The sequence below is a fragment of the Gordonia sp. 852002-50816_SCH5313054-c genome (assembly GCF_001665925.1).
GTDB classification, from domain to species: Bacteria; Actinomycetota; Actinomycetes; order Mycobacteriales; family Mycobacteriaceae; genus Gordonia; species Gordonia jacobaea.
In genome coordinates this window covers 305,254-325,022 of the sequence record NZ_LZTE01000034.1, presented here as the reverse complement: position 1 = coordinate 325,022, position 19,769 = coordinate 305,254, and the positions used below count along the sequence as shown (strand labels likewise).

General features: G+C 66.6%; 18 protein-coding genes. 8 read left to right on the top strand and 10 right to left on the bottom strand.

The window, feature by feature from the left end:
• Positions 1-81: 81 nt before the first annotated feature.
• Positions 82-1,098, bottom strand: a complete 1,017-nt coding sequence (zapE, locus tag A5788_RS07530; RefSeq protein ID WP_064870816.1) for a cell division protein ZapE — start codon at positions 1,096-1,098, stop codon at positions 82-84.
• Positions 1,099-1,134: 36 nt separating this feature from the next.
• Here zapE and A5788_RS07525 point away from each other — a divergent pair, with 36 nt between their 5' ends.
• From A5788_RS07525 to msrB, 4 genes are all read left to right on the top strand, one after another.
• Entirely contained in the window at positions 1,135-1,887 is a 753-nt protein-coding gene (locus A5788_RS07525) for a pyrimidine reductase family protein (RefSeq protein ID WP_064870817.1), read from the top strand.
• Positions 1,888-1,901: 14 nt separating this feature from the next.
• Positions 1,902-3,503, top strand: a complete 1,602-nt coding sequence (locus A5788_RS07520) for an alpha/beta hydrolase (protein WP_231894378.1) — start codon at positions 1,902-1,904, stop codon at positions 3,501-3,503.
• A gap of 89 nt (positions 3,504-3,592) precedes the next feature.
• Entirely contained in the window at positions 3,593-4,864 is a 1,272-nt protein-coding gene (locus A5788_RS07515; protein WP_064870818.1) for a glycosyltransferase family 87 protein, read from the top strand.
• A 44-nt stretch (positions 4,865-4,908) separates the two neighbouring features.
• Entirely contained in the window at positions 4,909-5,355 is a 447-nt protein-coding gene (msrB, locus tag A5788_RS07510; RefSeq protein WP_064870819.1) for a peptide-methionine (R)-S-oxide reductase MsrB, read from the top strand.
• Between the two features lie 13 nt (positions 5,356-5,368).
• Here the strand turns inward: msrB and A5788_RS07505 are convergent, their stop codons facing one another.
• From A5788_RS07505 to hemE, 4 genes are all read right to left on the bottom strand, one after another.
• Complete coding sequence (locus tag A5788_RS07505) at positions 5,369-6,055, bottom strand: haloacid dehalogenase type II (protein ID WP_064870820.1); 687 nt, start codon at positions 6,053-6,055, stop codon at positions 5,369-5,371.
• Positions 6,056-6,075: 20 nt separating this feature from the next.
• Positions 6,076-6,771, bottom strand: a complete 696-nt coding sequence (gene hemQ, locus A5788_RS07500; protein ID WP_064870821.1) for a hydrogen peroxide-dependent heme synthase — start codon at positions 6,769-6,771, stop codon at positions 6,076-6,078.
• A gap of 282 nt (positions 6,772-7,053) precedes the next feature.
• Entirely contained in the window at positions 7,054-8,469 is a 1,416-nt protein-coding gene (gene hemG / locus A5788_RS07495; protein ID WP_064870822.1) for a protoporphyrinogen oxidase, read from the bottom strand.
• Positions 8,470-8,488: 19 nt separating this feature from the next.
• Positions 8,489-9,514 (bottom strand): uroporphyrinogen decarboxylase, encoded by a 1,026-nt coding sequence (gene hemE, locus A5788_RS07490; protein ID WP_064870823.1) that lies wholly within the window; start codon positions 9,512-9,514, stop codon positions 8,489-8,491.
• Positions 9,515-9,723: 209 nt separating this feature from the next.
• Here hemE and A5788_RS07485 point away from each other — a divergent pair, with 209 nt between their 5' ends.
• Together A5788_RS07485 and A5788_RS07480 are read left to right on the top strand one after the other, a co-directional pair.
• On the top strand, positions 9,724-10,362 hold the full coding sequence (locus tag A5788_RS07485; protein WP_049697211.1) for a DUF3000 domain-containing protein: 639 nt from the start codon (positions 9,724-9,726) through the stop codon (positions 10,360-10,362).
• 10 nt (positions 10,363-10,372) lie between these two features.
• Positions 10,373-11,665 (top strand): HRDC domain-containing protein, encoded by a 1,293-nt coding sequence (locus A5788_RS07480; RefSeq protein ID WP_064870824.1) that lies wholly within the window; start codon positions 10,373-10,375, stop codon positions 11,663-11,665.
• Positions 11,666-11,686: 21 nt separating this feature from the next.
• Here the strand turns inward: A5788_RS07480 and dxs are convergent, their stop codons facing one another.
• The 3 genes from dxs to A5788_RS07465 all read right to left on the bottom strand — a co-directional run bounded on the left by dxs (position 11,687) and on the right by A5788_RS07465 (position 17,121).
• Entirely contained in the window at positions 11,687-13,663 is a 1,977-nt protein-coding gene (dxs, locus tag A5788_RS07475; RefSeq protein ID WP_064870825.1) for a 1-deoxy-D-xylulose-5-phosphate synthase, read from the bottom strand.
• Between the two features lie 105 nt (positions 13,664-13,768).
• Entirely contained in the window at positions 13,769-15,121 is a 1,353-nt protein-coding gene (locus tag A5788_RS07470; protein WP_064870826.1) for a class I SAM-dependent RNA methyltransferase, read from the bottom strand.
• Positions 15,118-17,121, bottom strand: coding sequence for an APC family permease (locus A5788_RS07465; protein ID WP_197494641.1), 2,004 nt, complete (start codon positions 17,119-17,121; stop codon positions 15,118-15,120). Before A5788_RS07465 ends, A5788_RS07470 begins: the two co-directional genes overlap by 4 nt.
• Before the next feature lie 217 nt (positions 17,122-17,338).
• On the opposite strand from A5788_RS07465, the gene A5788_RS07460 reads away from it, so the two are divergent.
• On the top strand, positions 17,339-18,004 hold the full coding sequence (locus A5788_RS07460; RefSeq protein ID WP_064870827.1) for a potassium channel family protein: 666 nt from the start codon (positions 17,339-17,341) through the stop codon (positions 18,002-18,004).
• 9 nt (positions 18,005-18,013) lie between these two features.
• A complete protein-coding gene (locus A5788_RS07455; protein WP_049697196.1) occupies positions 18,014-18,673 on the top strand; it encodes a potassium channel family protein in 660 nt (219 codons plus the stop codon).
• On the opposite strand, the gene A5788_RS07450 is transcribed toward A5788_RS07455, so the two are convergent.
• A complete protein-coding gene (locus A5788_RS07450; RefSeq protein ID WP_064870828.1) occupies positions 18,666-19,352 on the bottom strand; it encodes a DUF3159 domain-containing protein in 687 nt (228 codons plus the stop codon). The two genes, A5788_RS07455 and A5788_RS07450, sit on opposite strands and share 8 nt — an antisense overlap.
• On the bottom strand, positions 19,333-19,710 hold the full coding sequence (locus tag A5788_RS07445) for an OB-fold nucleic acid binding domain-containing protein (RefSeq protein ID WP_005201887.1): 378 nt from the start codon (positions 19,708-19,710) through the stop codon (positions 19,333-19,335). Before A5788_RS07445 ends, A5788_RS07450 begins: the two co-directional genes overlap by 20 nt.
• Positions 19,711-19,769 lie beyond the last annotated feature (59 nt).

The window sequence follows — 19,769 nt, the reverse complement described above, 5'->3', positions numbered from 1 at the left end:
TCTACGCTACTGGTGAGTAAGTAAAGCATGTCGGACCATCAGTGAACACTCGAACACTGAAAAATGTCCGCCGGACTGGGGCTAGCCGATCGCCGATTCCGACGACCGCGACAGCGCGAGGAGTCGTGACGTCGCACGGAGATACTTCTTGCGGTACCCGCCGGCAAGCATCTCGTCGGTGAAGATCTCGTCGAGCTTCCCACCCGACACCGTCACGGGGATGTCGGCGTCGTAGAGCCGGTCGGCGAGAACGACCAGGCGCAGCGCCACCGATTGATCCTTCGCCGGATGCACGTCACGGATACCGACAAGGGACACACCGTCGACCAGCGCTTTGTACTTCGACGGATGCAATGTACTCAGGTGCTCGCAGAGGGCGTCGAAATCGTCGAGGGTCGCGCCGGGCGTCGACTCTACGAGAGCGACGAGGTCGGCGTCGCTGCGCGGATCGGGGGCAGGCGGCAGATCGCGGTGGCGGTAGTCGGGTCCATCGACGCGGATGGTGTCGAAGACGGATGCGAGCTTGCGGATCTCCCGGAGGAAGTCCTGTGCCGCGAAACGCCCCTCACCGAGTTGCCCGGGAAGTGTGTTCGACGTCGCGGCGATCGACACACCTTGCTCGGTGAGTTCGGCGAGCAGTCGCGAGATCAGCATGGTGTCGCCGGGATCGTCGAGCTCGAACTCGTCGATGCACAACACCGAGTGGCCGGAAAGGCGCTCGACGGCCCGCATGAATCCGAGCGCGCCGACGAGATGCGTCACCTCGACGAACGTCGCGAACGACTTGGGTTCGGGCATCGCGTGGTAGATCGATGCCAATAGGTGCGTCTTGCCGACGCCGAACCCGCCGTCTAGGTAGAGCCCGACGCCCTGCTGTTGCTTGTTGCGGGAGAACAATCCCCGTTTGCCACCCCTGACCTTGCGTGCGCGCGCCACGAAGTCGCGTGCGGCGTCGACGGCCTGCGACTGCGTAGGCTCGTTCGGGTCCGGGATATACGAGTCGAAGCTGACCTCGTCAAAGGTCGGTGGAGGCACCATCTCATCGATGAGAGCGTCGGGAGAAACGACCGGATTGCGGTCGACAAGACTGGCCACCATACCCGGGAGCCTAGCGATAACCATCGGAGGGACGAGATGCTCTACCTGCAGAAAGCGACCCAGGTCACATTCTCTCCCGACGACGACGTCGACGGAATCGCCGATCTGTACGCCTATCCCCCCGACCTCGACGGTCCGTGGCTGAGAGCCAACATGATCTCCACCCTCGACGGCGCGGCGTCGTTTCAGGACAAGTCCGGCGGGCTCGGAGGTGCGGGTGACAAGGCCGTCTTCCGGGTTCTGCGTGGACTGTGCGACGTCGTCCTCGTGGGCGCCAGAACCGCGACCGATGAGGGCTACGGCCAACCGCAACCCGACACCGCTTTCGTCGCGCGCCGGTCAGCCGCAGGTCAGACGCCCGCGCCTCGACTCGCCCTGGTCACCCGGTCGCTGACGGTCGACCCCGACTTCGCGCCACTGAGCGACCCCGCCACCGTCGTCATCACCACGGCGCAGGCCGACGCCGACCGTCGCGCGCGACTCGTCGACGCAGGTGCGACTGTCGTCGATTGCGGCGAGGACGCCCTCGATCCACACCAGGTGACCGACTACCTCGCGGCGACCGGCGCGCCACGCATTCTCTGCGAGGGCGGCCCCAGCCTGCTCGGTTCGTTCGTCGACTCCGATCTCGTCGACGAGCTGTGTCTCACCGTCAGCCCCAACCTGGTCTCCGGCGACGCCCCACGCATCGCGCACAGCGACAACGACGCCCCCGCACTGCACCGACTCAGGCCCGTACACCTGCTCACCGACAACGACGGCTACGTCTTCAGCCGGTGGAGCCGTTGACTACGCTCGCCCACATGCGATCTGCGCGAGGCCGACACGGACAACCCCGGCGACCCCGTCACCCCTGGAAGTTCGTCATCGGCGCCACCTGCGCTCTCGTCGTGTCGTCGTGCGCAGTCGGCCCCGACACCGGACCGGGACTCGTACCCGCGGGCGACGGCGGGGGCAACCAGTCTCCGGCGTCGTCGAGTGCCGTGCCACAGATCCCCGCACTGCAGAAGCCGCGCAACGAACTCGATTGGCGCGAGTGCGGTAGCCGGGTCGCACGGGACTACTCGACGTCGGCGCCGAGCGGCGTGACCATCGAGTGCGCCACGCTGCCCTCCCCCATCGACCCCGATCGCCCCGGCGACACCGTCGACGTCGCGTTGACGCGGGCCCGGGTGGCCGATACCCCCGCCGACGCTGCGCCTCTGGTGCTGACCTCGGGCTCCGACCTTCCGTCGTCGCGCACGCTGCTGCTCCTCGCGGGCGGCGCGGGCAAGAAACTCCTCACGAGCAATCCGGTGGTCGCAGTCGACAGGCGCGGGATCGAACGCAGCGGCGCGCTCGACTGCCTGACGCGCGACGAACGCTCGACGATCCGCAACAACGGCCTCGGGGGCGGGTCGTCGGACACATCTGCGCGGCTCACACGTCTGTCCGCCGCGGCGTCGACCGCCTCGGACGGCTGCACCGAAACACTCTCTCCGAACCAACTGCATTTCGGCATCTCCTACGCGGCGTCCGATCTGGAATCGCTGCGTGAGCGGTGGGGAGTCGACAGGCTCGGGCTGATCGGCGTGGGCGAAGGGTCAGACGTGGTCATCGCGTACACCGCCCAGTACGGCGGTCGGACCGGGCGCATCATCCTCGACACACCGACGCCCTTCGGCGCGAATGCCCGTGACACCGGCGCCAACGAGGCGACCGGAGTCCAGGCAGCACTGCGAACCTTCGCTCAGCGCTGTTCCTCTCTGCCCTCGTGCGCATTCGGGGCCAACGGAACCCAGACGATGCAGAGTGTGCTCGACAAGGGGCGCGACGGTCAGCTGGGCGGCATGTCCGATACCGATGCGCTGACCGCGATCACCACGGCACTCGCACTCGCACCCAACAGCCCCGACGGAATCAACTCGGTGGCATCGGCCGTCGCGGCCGCCGACCGCGGAGACACCCGTGCCCTCTCCGGATTCGCCGACGACGCGGCGTCGTTGCGCGAATCCGACGGACAGCTCGTCGCCGCGTGCAACGACGTCTCCGGGCCGATCGGCCAGAACGAGATCCCCGGCCTCGCAACGACCTGGAGCAAGCAGAATCCGCTCACCGGCAACAACTCGGCACTCTCGCTCGGTAGGTGCCTCGGCTGGGCGTCGACACCCACGGTCAATCCGCCGAACTCGTACCCGGTCCCGCCGCTGCTGCTCAACGGCACCGGCGATTCGATCAACGGTGGCAACGGCATCTCGACCGTCAACACGGTGCTGACCAAGGCGGGCGCAGACTCGGTCAGCGTGACGTGGGAGGGCCTGGGCTACTCGGTGCTCGCCCGCAGCGACTGCGCTGCCGACGCGGTCTCCGATTACATCAAGCAGGCACCGCTGAGCGGGCCGTCGGAACGCGGTTGCCCGACCTGACCGAGTCCCGCCCGACGCGTCACAGGATTCCTACGCCGGCACGGCGGGGCCGACGCCGTGTCGGACGCCACTCGTAGTACGGTTCGCGGGTGGCCTCTCTCGACAGGATTCTCTACCCGCAGATGACGGTGCAGCGGATCATCCCGCTGGTGCTGTGGCCGCTCACGATCATGACGGCGATCCACCGGTCGGTGATTCTCGCGATCAACGGCGACCGGACCGACGACTTCACGCCCGTCTACCAGGCCGCGTTGCGGTTCATGAACAACCAGCCGGTCTACAACGAGAATCTCAACACCGTCGACCCGCATTATCTGTATCCGCCGTCTGGGACACTGTTGATGGCACCGATCTCGGTGCTGGATCCGCAGACCGCGCGCTGGACCTTCATCGGGGTCAGTGTGCTTGCGTTGGTGATCTCCGCGATCCTTCTCACCAAGCTCTTTGGCTACTCACTCAAGTCGTGGGTGCTGCCGACCATCCTGTTCTTCTTCTTCATGACAGAGTCGACGGCCCACACTCTGATCTTTACGAACTTCAATGCCTTTGTGCTGCTTGGCATGTCCGCATTCATGCTCCTGATGATGAAGCGTCAGGATTGGTGGGCCGGTGTACCGATCGGACTGACCATCGCCGTCAAGCCGGTGCTCGCTCCCCTCCTGCTGCTCCCGCTGCTCAACCGCCAGTGGCGCATCCTGGTCACCGGAATCGGCGTCCCGCTGATCCTGACGATCATCGCGTGGCCGCTGTCGGCGGATCCGAAAGCCTTCATCGACCGAACACTCCCCTATCTCGGCGAGGCACGCGACTACTACAACAGCTCCATCGCGGGCAACGGCGCCTACTTCGGCGTCGCACCGTGGCTGGTGCTCGTTCTGCGCATCGCGTTCGTTCTGATGGCCGTGTTCTCGCTGTGGTTCCTGTACCGCTACTACCGCACGACCAATGAACTGCTGTGGCTGACCACCTCGTCGGGTGTGCTGCTGACCACGACGTTCCTCGTGGGCGCGCTCGGCCAGGGCTACTACTCGATGCTGCTGTTCCCGTTGATCATGACTGTCCTGATCCCGGGCTCGACCATCCGCAACTGGCCGGCATGGCTCGGGATATACGGCTGCATGACCTTCGACTCGTTCTACTCGCGCGAATGGACGGCCTTCGGCTGGATGCTCGAGTACAACAAGGTCACCTACGGCTGGTCACTGCTGATGATCGCCGTGTTCTGCTCCCTGCTGTTCCGCTATCTCGACGTGCGGGGACAGGGCGAGGGTTCGCTCCAGCGGCAACCGGAGGTTGCGGCCGCCGAGGCACCGTCGTCCACGGACACCGCGGCCGACCGCACTGTCAGCCAGCCTCGGTAACGGGGCCAGTGGCACGGCCAATGCGACACTCGTACCGTTGAGTCATGACATCTGAGACTTCTGGAAAGTCGGCTTCCGAGAGCCCCGAGCAACTGGCGAACCTCACCGACGACCAGTGGCGTGAGCGCCTCACCCCGCAGGAATTCCGCGTGCTGCGGCAGGCGGGCACCGAAGCGCCGTTCGTCGGCGAGTACACCGACACCAAGACAACCGGCGTGTACCGCTGCCGCGCCTGTGGTGCGGAACTGTTCCGCAGCGACCAGAAGTTCGATTCGCACTGCGGCTGGCCGTCGTTCTTCTCGCCGTTGGCGGGCGACGCGATCATCGAACGATCCGACGACTCGATGGGGATGCGACGCACCGAGGTACTGTGCGCCACCTGCGGCTCGCACCTGGGCCACGTCTTCGCCGGCGAGGGCTACGACACCCCGACCGACCTGCGGTACTGCATCAACTCGATCAGCATGACGTTGGAGCCGGACGAGGGCTGACCGGTCGGGCCGATCAGCAACCGAGTTGATCGGCCAGGTCGTCGAATCCGGTGGCACGGAAGTCGTCGAGGGGATTCGGGGTTTCGTCCTTGTGTACCGGACCCCACTCGCGGGGACGTTCGACATAGGCGGTGCGCAGTCCGCACGCGCGAGCCGCGTCGAGATCCCACGCGTGCGTCGCGACCATCAGGACGTCCGACGGCTCCACCTGCATGAGGCGCGCGATCTCGAGGTAGACCTCCGGCGACGGTTTGTAGTGCCGCCACAGATCGGCGCCGCCCAGGAAGTCCCAGTCGAATCCGTTGTGCTTGGCCATCTCGGCGAGTAGCGCCACGTTTCCGTTGCTCAACGCGGAAACGACGAACTTCGACGTCAGGCGGCGAATCCCGTCCGCGGCGTCGGGCCAGCCCGGAATGACGTGCCAGGCATGGACGGCCGTGTCCAACTGCGTCGAAGTCGCCGTGATGTCGTACGAGTCCCGCAGCAATGCGTCCAATGACTCACGGTGCAGATCGTCCAGCAGTGTCCACTGCCTGGCACCCGATTCGATCTGCTCCAGCGTCGGCGCGTAGGTGTCTCGCCAGTCGCGCGCGAGCTGCGAGCTGTCAACAGTCGGAAACTGTTCGGCCAGAACGGCACTCACACCTGTGTGCCAATCGGTGACGGTGCCGAAAGTGTCGACGGCCAGGACCTTGACCACGTGCCCTCCTTGTTCGGGAATTAAGGCAGCGCGTCGACGAGGTCGACGACCTCGACGCGTGGTCCCGTGAAGAACGGAATCTCCTCGCGCACGTGACGGCGAGCCTCGGTGGCGCGCAGATCGCGCATCAGGTCGACGATCCGGTGCAACTCCGGCGCCTCGAAGGCGAGCAACCACTCGTAGTCTCCGAGCGCGAACGACGCGACCGTGTTGGCCCTGACGTCCTTGTAACCACGAGCTGCCTTGCCGTGTTCCGCGAGGATCCCCCGACGCTCCTCGTCGGGTAGCAGATACCAGTCGTAAGAACGCACGAACGGGTAGACGCAGATGTACTTTCCGGCTTCTTCACCGGCGAGGAAGGCAGGCACGTGACTCTTGTTGAACTCCGCCGGCCGGTGCAGCGCCGCTGCGCTCCACACCGGATCGCACGCCTGGCCGAGCAGCGTCTCGCGACGGAATCGGCTGTAGGCGGCCTGCAACTGCTCGATGTGCTCGGCGTGCCACCAAATCATGAAGTCGGCATCTGCACGCAGGCCCGACACGTCGTACACGCCGCGCACGACGACGCCCTCGTCCTCCAGCGACTTGAAGAAGTCGGTGGCGTCGGACTTGGCCTGGTCACGGTCGTCGCCGAGCTCGCCAGGGCGCACGGCGAAGACCGAGAACATCAGGTAGCGGATCGTCGAGTTCAGTGCGGAGTAGTCGAGGCGGCTCATGGGATCAATGGTGCCACCGGCGCGCGCCCTCGAACCGGGCAGGGTGGTCTCGACTCGGGTGCTCGCTGACGCTCGCGCCCGCTCGACCAGCGGAATTGGGCAGCGTGGTCTCGACTCGGGAGCTCGCTGGCGCTCGCGCCCGCTCGACCAGCGGAGTTGGGCAGGGTGGTCTCGACTCGGGAGCTCGCTGGCGCTCGCGCCCGCTCGACCAGCGGGGTTGGGCGCTACGGCTCGCGCTCGCTCGACCAGCGAAGTTGGGCGCACGTCCGCTCGACCAGCGGGTTAGGCTTCCAGGTCGCTGAGCAGCCGTTCGACGGCACGGCCTGCCTGACCGATGCACGCGGGGACTCCGACACCCCGCACCGCGTTGCCCGCCAGGGCCAGCCCGGACGGCAGCGATCCTTCGACCCTCGCCATCGTCGCGAGATGTCCTGGCGCGTAACGCGGTAGCGTCCATCGCTGCACGAAGGTGTCGACGACGCGTCCCGTCAACGGCTCGATGCCTGCGGCCGCACACACTCGATCGAGATCGGCCAGCGCCCACTCGCGCAGTCGGTCGTCGATTCCTGGCTCGATGTCCTCGCCGGGAATCGGCTGCCCGTATCGGCCGAAGGACGCACGCACCGACAACGCTGCGTCGGGTTCGCCGAGATGCGCCCACTTGCGCGAGCTGAGCGTGAAAGCCTTGGCGCGCAGGTCTTCTCCCGTGGCGACGAGCACCCCGGAGTTGTCGGGAAGTGCGGTGTCGGGCGCCAGCGTGATGGACACGACCACCGATCCCGCCCGCTCGACCGCCAGCAACGTCGACGCGGCGTCGGGCACCTCACGGCGGAGCATGTGTCCCGTCATCCACGCCGGCGTCGACAGGACGACGCCGTCGTAGCTCGCGTCGGCAGCGGCCGGCCGATCGCCCGTGAACAGTGCCCATCGCGAGCCGTCGCGTCGGATATCGGTCACCGCCGCGCACGGGCGGAGGTCGGGTCGCGCGGCGTCGAGCAGCGCTTCGACGAGGACTCGATACCCGCCGACCAACGTTCCGAAGACCGGCCCGGTCGCGGTCGGGTTGGCCAGCAGGGCGCCGACCGCGGCCGTCAGACTCGGCGCACCCGCATCGAGCTGTGCCGCCAGAGCCGGAAGCGCTTCGCGCACTCCGATATCCGCGGCGAGGCTCGAATACACCCCGCCGAGCATCGGGTCGACGCTGCGCGACACCACCGACGGACCGAACCGGTCGGCGACAAGATCTCCCACCGAGACGTCGGTACCGGGAGCCCATTCCAACCGACGGTCGGGTTCGGTACGCATTCGCTCGAGATCTGGCCGATCCACCAGGCCGGCGACCGCGTCGGGCGTTGCGGGAATCCCCATCAGCGCGGGGCGGGGCATGTCGTGCAATCGGCCAGACGCCCACAATGCGGGTCGACGCCCGGTCGGCGACACCACCCGATCAGCCAGTCCGAGCTCGGTGACCAAACCGAGCGCCTCTGGCCGTCGCACGATGAACGCCTCAGCGCCGACATCAACGAGCACCGACCCCCGACCGTCAGCACCGACGTCGACCGTCTTGAGAATTCCGCCCGTCCGCTCCCCCGCTTCGTACAGGTCGATACGTGCGTCGGGACCGAGCTGCTGCCGCAGCCGGAACGCCGCGGTGAGACCCGAGATGCCCGCTCCGACAACGGCGACGTCGATGGTCATGTCCTCACCTCGCGAGCGTTCAGATCGAATGGACCAGTTCGACGGTCCGCGTGATCACATCCGGATCGGTTCCCGGCAGCACACCGTGCCCCAGGTTGAAGATGTGCCCGGCCGCGCCGTGCACGACAGCACGCTCACCCTCGGCGACGATGCGTCGAACATGTTGGTCGACCGCCGTGTCGCCGGCGAAAAGCACTGTGGGATCGAGGTTTCCCTGCACTGCGACTCGTCCGCCGACCCGGCGCGCGGCGTCGTCGAGCGGTACGCGCCAGTCGACGCCGATCACGTCGGCTCCGACCTTGGTCATGGACTCGAGCAACTCCCCTGTCCCGACACCGAAGTGGATGCGGGGCACGCCGAAATCGGAGACCTCGGCCAGCACGCGCGCACTGTGCGGCGCGACGAACGTCCGGTAGTCGGCATCCGAGAGCGCACCGGCCCACGAATCGAAGAGCTGGATCGCGTCGACTCCTGCGTCGAGCTGGGTGCGCAGGAAGGTGATGGTGATGTCGGCGAGACGCCCCATCAACGCGTGCCAGAGCTCCGGATCGGAGTACATCATCGACTTGGTGATTGTGTAGTTGCGGCTCGGTCCGCCCTCGATCAGATACGAGGCAAGGGTGAACGGCGCGCCCGCGAATCCGATGAGTGCGGTCTCGTCGTCGAGTTCGTCGAGGATCAACCCGATGGCCCGTGCGATCGCACCCACCGATTGGGGATCGAGGGCGGGGAGGTGTGCCACGTCGTCGGCGGTCCGCACGGGATGCGCGATGACCGGGCCGGTACCGGCCACGATGTCGAGGTCGACTCCGGCGGCCTTGAGCGGCACGACGATGTCGGAGAACAGGATTGCGGCATCGACGTCGTGGCGCCGCACCGGTTGCATGGTGATTTCACAGACCATCGCCGAATCGAAGCACGACTCGAGCATTCCGTGATCGGCGCGAATGGCACGGTATTCAGGCAGGGATCGGCCGGCCTGCCGCATGAACCACACGGGGCGACGTGTGGGCGTGCCGCCGGTCGCGGCAGCGATGAGCGGCATCTGGGCATGATTTCGGCGCGTGCGGGCAGGGTGTGACATCACCAATCACTCTGCCATGTGCGACAACGGCGCAGGCCGACCAGGTCGGCGTTACTCTGAGAGCTCCCCGACTACCCGACACGCCGCCGACCCGACACACCGCCGACCAAGGCCCCCCTTGCCCGGCGCGCCTCCCGTCGGCCACGCCTACCTCACTCTACCGTCGAGATGTGACCTCCTCTGGAGCTCCGACGGAGCCTGCTGACTTCCGCACCGCGGTCGAGTCGCTGCACACCGCCCAGATCCGACGCGATATCGAGGTCGGGCCGATCCGTCCCCCGCAGCGACTCGCCCCGTACAGCTACGCCGTAGGCGCCGAGGTACGCGTACCCGATATCGACGACGACGTGCCGGTCGACTCGTCGGGAAGCGCATTCGGCCGATTGGTCCTGCTCTACGACCCGGCAGGCCAGGACGCCTGGAACGGCACCATGCGCCTCGTCGCCTACATCCAGGCCGAGGTCGAGGCCGCTCTTGCCATGGATCCACTTCTGCCCGAGGTGGCGTGGAGTTGGCTGTCCGATGCGCTGGGCGCAGAAGTGGGTTCGACGTCGAGCGACGGCACCCAGATGTCGCGGACCGGCGAACCAATCGTCGTCACAGCGCTCGGCGGGACGGTCACGTCGACGACGTCGGTGCGCTACGGCGACATCGCGGGACCGCCCAGGGCACATCAGCTCGAACTGCGAGCCTCATGGACCGCTCCCACTGCCGACGGCCTCGGCGGCCATCTCGAGGCGTTCTGCGAGGTGCTCTCGTCGGCCGCGGGTCTGCCGCCGGTCGGGATCACCGAACTCGGCTCGGTGTGAGTACATCGAGATGAGTACGTCCGACGATCGGCCCGCCGACTCCGGCACCGAGGTCGACGCAGAGCCGGCCGTCGAACCATTGCTCGCACCCGCCGACGGCGTTCCGCCCGTGCTGTCCCGCGCGGCGGAGTTCGCCTATGCCGCCGAATGCCTTGCCGCCGGAACCGGCCCCATCGCCGTCGACACCGAACGCGCCTCGGGATATCGATACTCGCAGCGGGCGTACCTCGTTCAGTTGCGTCGCACTGGCTCCGGCTCCTTCCTGCTCGACCCGATCAGCGAGCCGGAGGCACTGGCCCCGGTGATCGAGGCCCTCGACGGCCCGGAATGGGTGTTGCACGCCGCCGATCAAGATCTGCCCTGCCTGCGCGAACTCGGTTTCCGCTGCGAGACGGTCTTCGACACCGAACTGGCCGGGCGCCTTCTCGGCGAGCCCAAAGTCAATCTCGCAGCGATGGTCGCCACCTATCTCGGACTCGGCCTCCAAAAGGGCCACGGCGCCGCGGACTGGTCGCGCCGACCGCTCCCCGACGATTGGCTCAACTACGCCGCGCTCGATGTGGAAGTGCTCGTCGAATTACGCGACGCCGTGCAACAGGCGCTGGTGGAGCAGGGGAAGGACGAGTGGGCACGCCAGGAGTTCCGCTACGTTCTCGACCGGCCGGCCCCTGCCCCACGCGTCGACAAATGGCGCAGGACCGCCAACGTGCATACCGTGAAGAGCAGCCGATCGTTGGCTGCGGTCCGCGAGTTGTGGACTGCCCGTGAACAACTCGCTCAGCGTCGTGATGTCGCACCCGGCCGAATCCTGCCCGATTCGGCCATCGTCACCGCAGCCAACGCCATGCCTACCTCGGAGGCGGAGCTGACCCGACTGCCCGTGTTCGGCGGCCCCAGGCAACGCCGTCAGGCCGGGATCTGGCTCGGCGCGATCGATCGCGCGCGTAGCCTCCCCGAATCCCAACTGCCGTCGAAACGCGGTCCGACAGTAGGACTCCCGCCGATCAGCAGGTGGGAACAGCGCAACCCCGACGCCGCCGCGCGCATCGCGCAGGTCCGTCCGATCGTCAAAGAGATCGCCGAGAGCAACAACCTGCCCGTCGAGAATCTCCTCGCACCCGACCTGGTACGCCAACTCGCCTGGGATGGAGTGGCTTTGCCCGCGACACCGGACGCCGTCGATGCGTACCTCGCGGCGGGCGGGGCCCGACCGTGGCAGCGCGACCTGACCGACGTTGCTCTTGCCGACGCACTCAACGCCGCTACGGAAACGCCTGTCGCTGAGTCGGATTCGACGAGCTGACCGCGAGGTCTGCTCCTACCGTCAGCCTCGGTCGACCTCGGGCGTGTCGACACCGGCGGCATCGCGCGCCACGTCGACCGCGTCGTCGGCGTGCTCGAGTTCTGGCACCGTTTCCATCCCCGACACCGTGGCCGTGATCGATCGCGCGAGGTCCTGAGCCGTCAGGCCGAGCTCGGCCAGGATCTCGCCACGCGACGCGTGTTCGATGAAGCGCTGCGGAATTCCGCGAAGTTGCACGGGCACAGGCACTTCCGCCTCGGAGAGAGCGGCGCTGACTGCGGCTCCCACTCCCCCACTCACACCGCTGTCTTCGAGTGTCACCACCAGTCGATGCCTGCGCGCGAGGTCGACGATCGACTCCGCGACGGGCAGCACCCACCGCGGGTCGACGACCGTCGCGTCGATGCCCTGCTTGGCCAGCCGGTCTGCGGTGTCGACAGCGAGACCGCAGAACGCGCCGACGGCAACGATGAGCACGTCGCCCGCGGCTTCCCCGACGCCGGGTGACGACCGACGCAGGATGTCGACGCCGTCGTCGAGACGCTCCACGGCGCGAATGTCTTCGGGCACAGCGCCTTTCGAGAAGCGCAGTGCGGTCGGACCGTCGTCGACGGCAAGCGCTTCGTCGAATTCTTCGCGGAGACGGACGGCGTCGCGCGGTGCGGCGACGCGCAGACCCGGAACCATCGCCATCAGCGACAGATCCCACATGCCGTGGTGGCTGGGGCCGTCGGGTCCGGTGATCCCTGCACGGTCGAGGACGAGGGTGACCGGCTGCCGCAGCAGCGCGACGTCCATGAGGAGCTGGTCGAATGCGCGGTTGAGGAACGTCGAGTAGATCGCGACGACGGGATGCATCCCGCCCAGTGCAAGGCCCGCCGCCGAGGTGAGCGCGTGCTGTTCGGCGATGCCGACGTCGAACATCCGGTCGGGATACTTCTCGCCGAAGGGTGCGAGCCCCGTCGGGCCCGGCATCGCAGCGGTGATCGCGACCACGTCGGGGCGCGTCGCACCGGCTTCGAGGAGCGCCGCGGAGAACACCGACGTCCAGTCCTGCGCCGACACCGACTTGGCGCGGCCGGTCTTGGGATCGATCACACCCGTCGAGTGCATTTGATCGGCCACGTGATTCTCGGCGTGAATATAGCCGTTGCCCTTGCGGGTGACGGCGTGCACGATGACCGGACCGCCGAACGATCGTGCTCGCGCGAACGCCGCTTCGAGTGCTTCGACATCGTGGCCGTCGACGGGTCCGACGTACTTCAGTCCGAGATCGGTGAACATCTGCTGGGGCGCGAGGAGATCTTTGATCCCGCTCTTCATACCGTGCAGGACCGCGTATGCCGGTCCGCCGACAACGGGCAACATCTGCATCACACGACGACTCTCGTCGAGGAAGCGCTCGTAGCCTGGCTGTAGCCGCAGACCCGACAGATGTGCGGCGACGCCGCCGATGGTCGGTGCGTACGAGCGCCCGTTGTCGTTGACGACGATGACGACCGAGCGGTCCGAATCGGCGATGTTGTTGATCGCCTCCCAACACATTCCGCCGGTGAGCGCGCCGTCGCCGACGATCGCGACGACCGTGCGGTCCTGACCGGTCAGAGCGAACGACTTCGCCAGTCCGTCGGCGTAACTGAGTGCCGCTGATGCGTGCGAGGACTCGACCCAGTCGTGCTCGCTCTCGGCGCGGTCCTGGTACCCGGTGAGTCCGTCGCGTTGACGCAACTCGTCGAAACCCGCGGCGCGTCCGGTGACGATCTTGTGCACGTACGACTGGTGACCCGTGTCGAAGATCACCGGGTCGACGGGCGAATCGAAGACACGGTGGAGCGCGAGAGTCAGCTCGACGACACCCAGATTCGGGCCCAGGTGGCCGCCGGTCGCCGATACCTTCTCGATGAGGAACTCACGGATCTCCCCTGCGAGCACCACGACCTCGTCCGGCGACAACGCCTTGAGATCGGCCGGGGAAGAGATCCGCTCGAGCACACTCATCGAGTCCTCCTACTACGCACACCGACCGCGCGGGCTTGTCGCGGTCGTGTCGAACAGTCTACGGACCTCGCGGCAGTGCACTGACTCACCACAACCGCGAACTGGTCACACACCGACGGCTGCGTTCGGCACGAGCAGCGCGATCGCTTCGACGTGGTGCGTCAGTGGGAAAGCGTCGAACGCCCGCATCCGGGTGACGGCGTACCCGCGTTCGGTGAACAACGCGAGGTCACGCGCGAATCGCGCGGCGTCGCACCCGACGTGCACCACCACCTGGGGCGAGGCGGCGACGATCCTGTCGATCACTCGGGTGCCTGCGCCGGTTCGCGGCGGGTCGAGGACGACGACTTCCGGGGCCGGCAACGACTCGATCACGTCGGCGACTTCGCCGCGGTGGGTGGCGACCGACGAGTCCTCCTCGGCGAACACCGCGTCCGCAGCGGCCAGTGCGGCGGCGTCGGAGTCGACGATATGGACTTCACCGGTGTCCAGCGTGTCGATCAGAGCGCCCGCGAAGACGCCCGCACCGCCGTAGAGGTCCCAACAGGTGGCGGGTCGCGAGACGTCGGTCGAAGCGACGAACTCGGCGACGGTCTGCGCGTAGCGGGTCGGTGCCATTCGATGTGCCTGCCAGAAGCCCGTCACCGGAATCGACCACTCCCGCTCCCCCACACGGTGGCGTGCGGCGGCGTCGCCTTCGAGTACCGTTGTTGCCCTGCGTGATTCGACGCTACGTCGACGACGCTGCGCGGCACTTCTGCCTCGATCGCGACGGGAGTGCCGTTGGGGCGGCGCCGCCGGAGCGAGCTCGGTGATGTGCCTGCGGCCGGCGTCGTCGGCGACGATCGCCAACTCTGCACCTGGCGTGAAGCGGCGGTCGTCGAGTCCGTCGAGCAGACCTGCGACCGGCTGCACGCAGTCGACCCCCACGACGAGGTCGCCGCTGTGGAATCGGTGCTGTCCGCTTCGACCGGCATCGTCCACCGCGAGACGCGTCCGCACGCGCCAGCCCGTGGCGTCGTCGGACAGCGAACGGATGCCGATCGCGGGTGGCGCATCGGGATTCGCGTCTTCGGCGCACCAGTCGTGGACACGATCGGCGGCGAAACGGCCGACCCGCACGAGGACGTCCTCGAGTGCCTGCGCCTTCAATGTCCGGGCATGGCCGGGTTCGATGAAGGCGAGGTCGCAGCAGCCTGCGCCGTGGGCGGCCGCCGGGCAGATCATGTCGACGCGATGCGGCGAAGGGTCGAGGATGTCGATCGCCTCCGCGCGCCAGAACGACTCCGCTCGGGTGTCTACGACCTGCGCCGCGACCGTCTCCCCGGGAATGGCGCCACGCACGAACACCACTCGTCCGTCGTCGAGACGGCCCACGGCGTCTCCCCCGTTGGCCGGGCGATCAACCCGCACGGTCACGACGGGCGCGGTCAGGGGTGGTTGCGGCGTCGAACTCACTGGCCACCCAACGCTCGCCGAGTGTCGCCGGGAGCGTTGTACTCGAGGTCGTCGCGACGTCGGTCCGACGACGTGAGCTGCCACGGCACCGACGTGACCATCACGCCGGGTTCGAACAACAGACGCGTCTTGAGTCGCAGCGCCGACTGGTTGTGCAGAATCTGCTCCCACCAGTGCCCGACAACGTATTCGGGGATGAAGACGGTGATCACGTCTCGCGGGTGCTCGCGCCGCACCCGACGCACATACTCGATCACCGGTCTGGTGATCTCACGGTACGGCGACGCAATCACCTTGAGCGGCACCTTGATGTCGCTTTCCTCCCACTGCGACACCAGTATTCGCGTGTCGCGGTCGTCGACGTTGACCGTGATGGCCTCGAGGACGTCCGGCCGCGTGGCCCGGGCGTAGAGCAACGCACGCTTGGTCGCAAGGTGCAGCGTGGAAATCAACACGATCGAGTGCGTGCGGCTCGGAAGAACCTGGTCTTCTTCTGCTTCGACCCGCTCGAGCTCTCGCTGCACCGACGCATAGTGGTGGTGGATCAGCTTCATCAGTACGTACAGGATGACCATGGCGAGGATGGCGATCCATGCCCCGGCAGTGAATTTGGTGATGAGCACGACGACCAGGACGGTAGCCGTCATCACCAGGCCAACGGAGTTGATGATCCGCGACTGCTTCATCCGACGCCGTGCACGCGGATCGGTCTCGTGTCGCAACAGCCGCGTCCAGTGCCGAACCATGCCCGCCTGGCTCAGCGTGAACGAGACGAACACACCGACGATGTAGAGCTGGATGAGCGCGGTGACCTCGCCGCCGAATGCCACGACGAATGCGATCGCCGCGACGGCGAGGAAGATGATGCCGTTACTGAACGCGAGGCGGTCGCCACGCGTGTGCAACTGTCGGGGCAGGAAGCGATCCTGCGCCAGAACGGAACCGAGCACGGGGAATCCGTTGAACGCGGTGTTGGCCGCGAGCATCAGGATGAGCGCCGTGGCGACGGCCACGAAGTAGAACCCCACGGGGAAATTGTCGAAGACGGCCTGCGCCAACTGTGCGATAAGCGCTTCCTGCTGATAGCCGGGTGGCGCGCCGATCAGGTCGCGAGCCGGGTCGGACACGTACTTGGCGCCGACCCGCTCGGCGAGCCAGACGATCCCGAGCAGCAGCACGATCGCGATTGTTCCCAGCATGAGCAGCGTCGTGGCGGCGTTCCGCGACTTCGGTTTCTGGAAGGCGGGCACGCCGTTGCTGATGGCCTCGACGCCGGTCAAGGCCGCCGAACCCGACGAGAATGCGCGCGCGATGAGGAAGATGAACGCCACACCGGCGAGATGCGTGTTCTCCGCCCGGATGTCGAAATCGGCGGTCTCGGCGCGGACGTCGCGACCGAGGATGAAGATCTCGATCGCACCCCACACGAGCATGGCGATGACGCCGAAGATGAACGCGTAGGTCGGAACGGCCAGCACCGAACCGGATTCCTTGATGCCGCGCAGGTTGACGGCGGCGAGCACCACGATCGCCGCCACACAGAACCACACCCGGTGCTCGTGCACGAACGGGATGGCGGAACCGATGTTCTCCGCGGCCGACGAGATGGAGACCGCGACGGTCAGCACGTAGTCGACGAGCAGGGCGCTGCCGACGACCAGACCCGCCGACGACCCCAGATTGACGGTTGCCACCTCGTAGTCGCCACCACCGGACGGATAGGCGTGGACGTTCTGTCGGTAGCTGGCGACAACCACCGCCATCACGACCGCGACGGCGATCGCGATCCAGGGGGCAAGGGTCATGGCGCTGAGGCCGGCAACCGAGAGCACCAGGAAGATCTCCTGCGGCGCGTAGGCGACCGACGACATCGCGTCAGAGGCGAATACGGGCAGTGCGATCCGCTTGGGCAGCAGCGTGTGGCCCAATTTGTCGCTACGGAACGGCCTGCCGAGGAGCAGTCGTTTCGTCGCAACAGACGCCTTTGACACGGTGGACACCACGCAACACTAAGACCTTGCGCTCGTTTAGGGCCACTACGGCCCCGGGGTGGTCGATCAGGTGGCCATGATCGCTGCGTGCGCGACCAGTTCGCGTGGCCCGATGTCGCCGGGCTGATGGTGCGGGTAGGTTCAAGTCGCGCGGACAATCGGCGGCAGTCGCCTGCGTCGACGCTCCACCGCGCCCGACGAGCAGTGAACCCACGAGAGGATCGATGTGCGGGTAGTCATCATGGGGTGCGGACGAGTGGGATCGTCCCTGGCGATGGCCATGCAGAAGCGCGGACATCAGGTGTCCATCATCGACCGCGATCCGGCGGCGTTCACACGACTGTCCGACGACTTCACCGGAGAACAGATCGTCGGGGTCGGATTCGATCGCGAGGTACTCACCCGTGCCGGAATAGAGCAGGCCGACTCGTTCGCTGCGGTGTCGTCGGGCGACAACTCCAACATCATCGCCGCGCGCGTCGCCCGCGAGACCTTCGACGTCCCGCGCGTCGTCGCCAGAATCTACGACGCCAAGCGCGCCCAGGTATACGAGCGACTGGGCATCCCGACCGTCGCGACGGTGCCGTGGACGACCGAGCGTTTCGTCTCGGCACTCGGCGAGACGTCGACCACGACGGAGTGGCGCGATCCGTCGGGAACCATCGCAATCGCCCAGCTCGACATCCACGAGTCGTGGATCGGCATCACGTCGGTGAAGTTTCAAGAGCTTTCCGGCGCTCGCTTGTCGTTTCTGAACCGACACGGCAAACCGATCCTCCCCGAAGCCAAAACCGTTCTGCAACAAGACGACATCGTGTTCGCGTCGGTCCGCCTCGACGATCTTGCCGGAGTACGCGCGCTGGTCGCAGCACCCCTGGCTCACGCCGATTAGAGGAGAGAGATGAAAGTCGCCATCGCCGGTGCAGGCGCAGTGGGTCGCTCGATCGCCCGTGAACTCATCGCGGCTGGACACGAGGTGACCCTGTTCGAACGCCTCGCAAGCCACATCGACGTCGACGCGGTCCAGGGAGCGACCTGGCTACTCGCGGACGCCTGCGAGCTCGCCAACCTCGAACGAGCCGGTTTGCAGTCCTACGACGTGATGATCGCGGCGACCGGAGACGACAAGGCCAATCTCGTGGTCAGCTTGCTCGCGAAGACCGAGTTCGCGGTGAGCAGGGTGGTCGCCCGCGTGAACGATCCGCGCAACGAGTGGCTGTTCGGGGAGGACTGGGGCGTCGACGTCGCGGTCTCGACACCTCGACTCCTCGCCTCGCTGGTCGAAGAAGCGGTCTCGGTCGGAGATCTGGTGCGCCTCATGACATTTCGTCAGGGCCAGGCCAACCTCGTCGAACTCACGCTGCCGCCGGACACCCCATTGGCGGGAAAGCCGGTACGCAAGATCGACCTGCCGCGCGATGCCGCGCTGGTGGCCATCATCCGTGGCGGCCGCGTCATCGTGCCCGAGCGCGACGATCCGCTCGAAGGCGGAGACGAACTCGTCTTCGTCGCGGCAGTCGACGTCGAACCGGCTCTCCACGCGGCGATGCACGTCAACTGATCTGGGTCGGCTGATTTCGGTCGGCTGATGTAAGTGAGGCGCGCGAGGCGCGTCGGACAAGCAACACCGTCACCACGACGGCGAGCGCGGTGAGAGGCCAGCCCATTCCGATCCGGGCCACTGCCAGCCAACCGGTGTCGCCACTGTCATAGAGCGACGACTGTGCGAGGTAGCGTCCCGCGAACACCAGCGCCCAGAACGCCGTGGCGATGTCGTAGGCGATCAACGTTCTGCGGTTGCTGCGCCACTGCGTTCCGGCGCCGTTGACGTAGTTCCAGGCCACGCCGATGAGCGGCCACCGAACCAGGATCGAAGCGAGCAGGACACCCGCGTACACCAGCGACGTCCAGATGCCGAGTAGAAAGTAGCCTTTCGCGTCACCGACGCGATGAGCGATGAACGCACAGATCGCTACGCCGAGAAAGCCGGAGACCGCCGGTGCGAGTCCATCGCGCCGGAGCAGGCGGACAACGGCAACCAGTGCTGCCGTACACAATGCCGCGACGATGGCCGCCGTCACGCCGAATGCAGCGTTGACGACCACGAACACGATGACCGGGATCATCGACGAAATCAGACCGGATACTCCGCCGAGCTGGCCGAGAACGGTCGCGGTTGACCGTTCGGCTGCGTCGACTTCCGACGCGGCGTCGGGACTGTCAGTCTTCTCCGTCGCCATGCAACTCGTAATCGGGGTTGTAGATCACCTTGGTGCCGTTGTGTTCGCCGAGACGCCCGCTCACGGTGATCTTCCGACCCGGCTCGATACCGGGGATGCGGTTGCGTCCCATCCACTTCAGAAAGACGACGTCGCTTCCGTCGAAGAACTCGGCCTTGACCCCACTCTTCGCGGTGCGGGAACAGGTCTCGACAGCGCGCAACTCACCATGCATCGTGACCTCGTCGCCGCGCGAACACTCCACCGCGCGCTGTGCGCCGGTGGCTGCCGACTCCGCCGCGATCTTCTCCGCGTCGGCTTCTCCGAGATCTTCGGTGAGCCGCCTGGTCAGTCGCTTGAGATAACCGGCTGTGGGCATCACAACCTCCAAGTAGGCGTCGTGCTTGTGACACGATCGGTGTTTCGGGCTCGATCGGT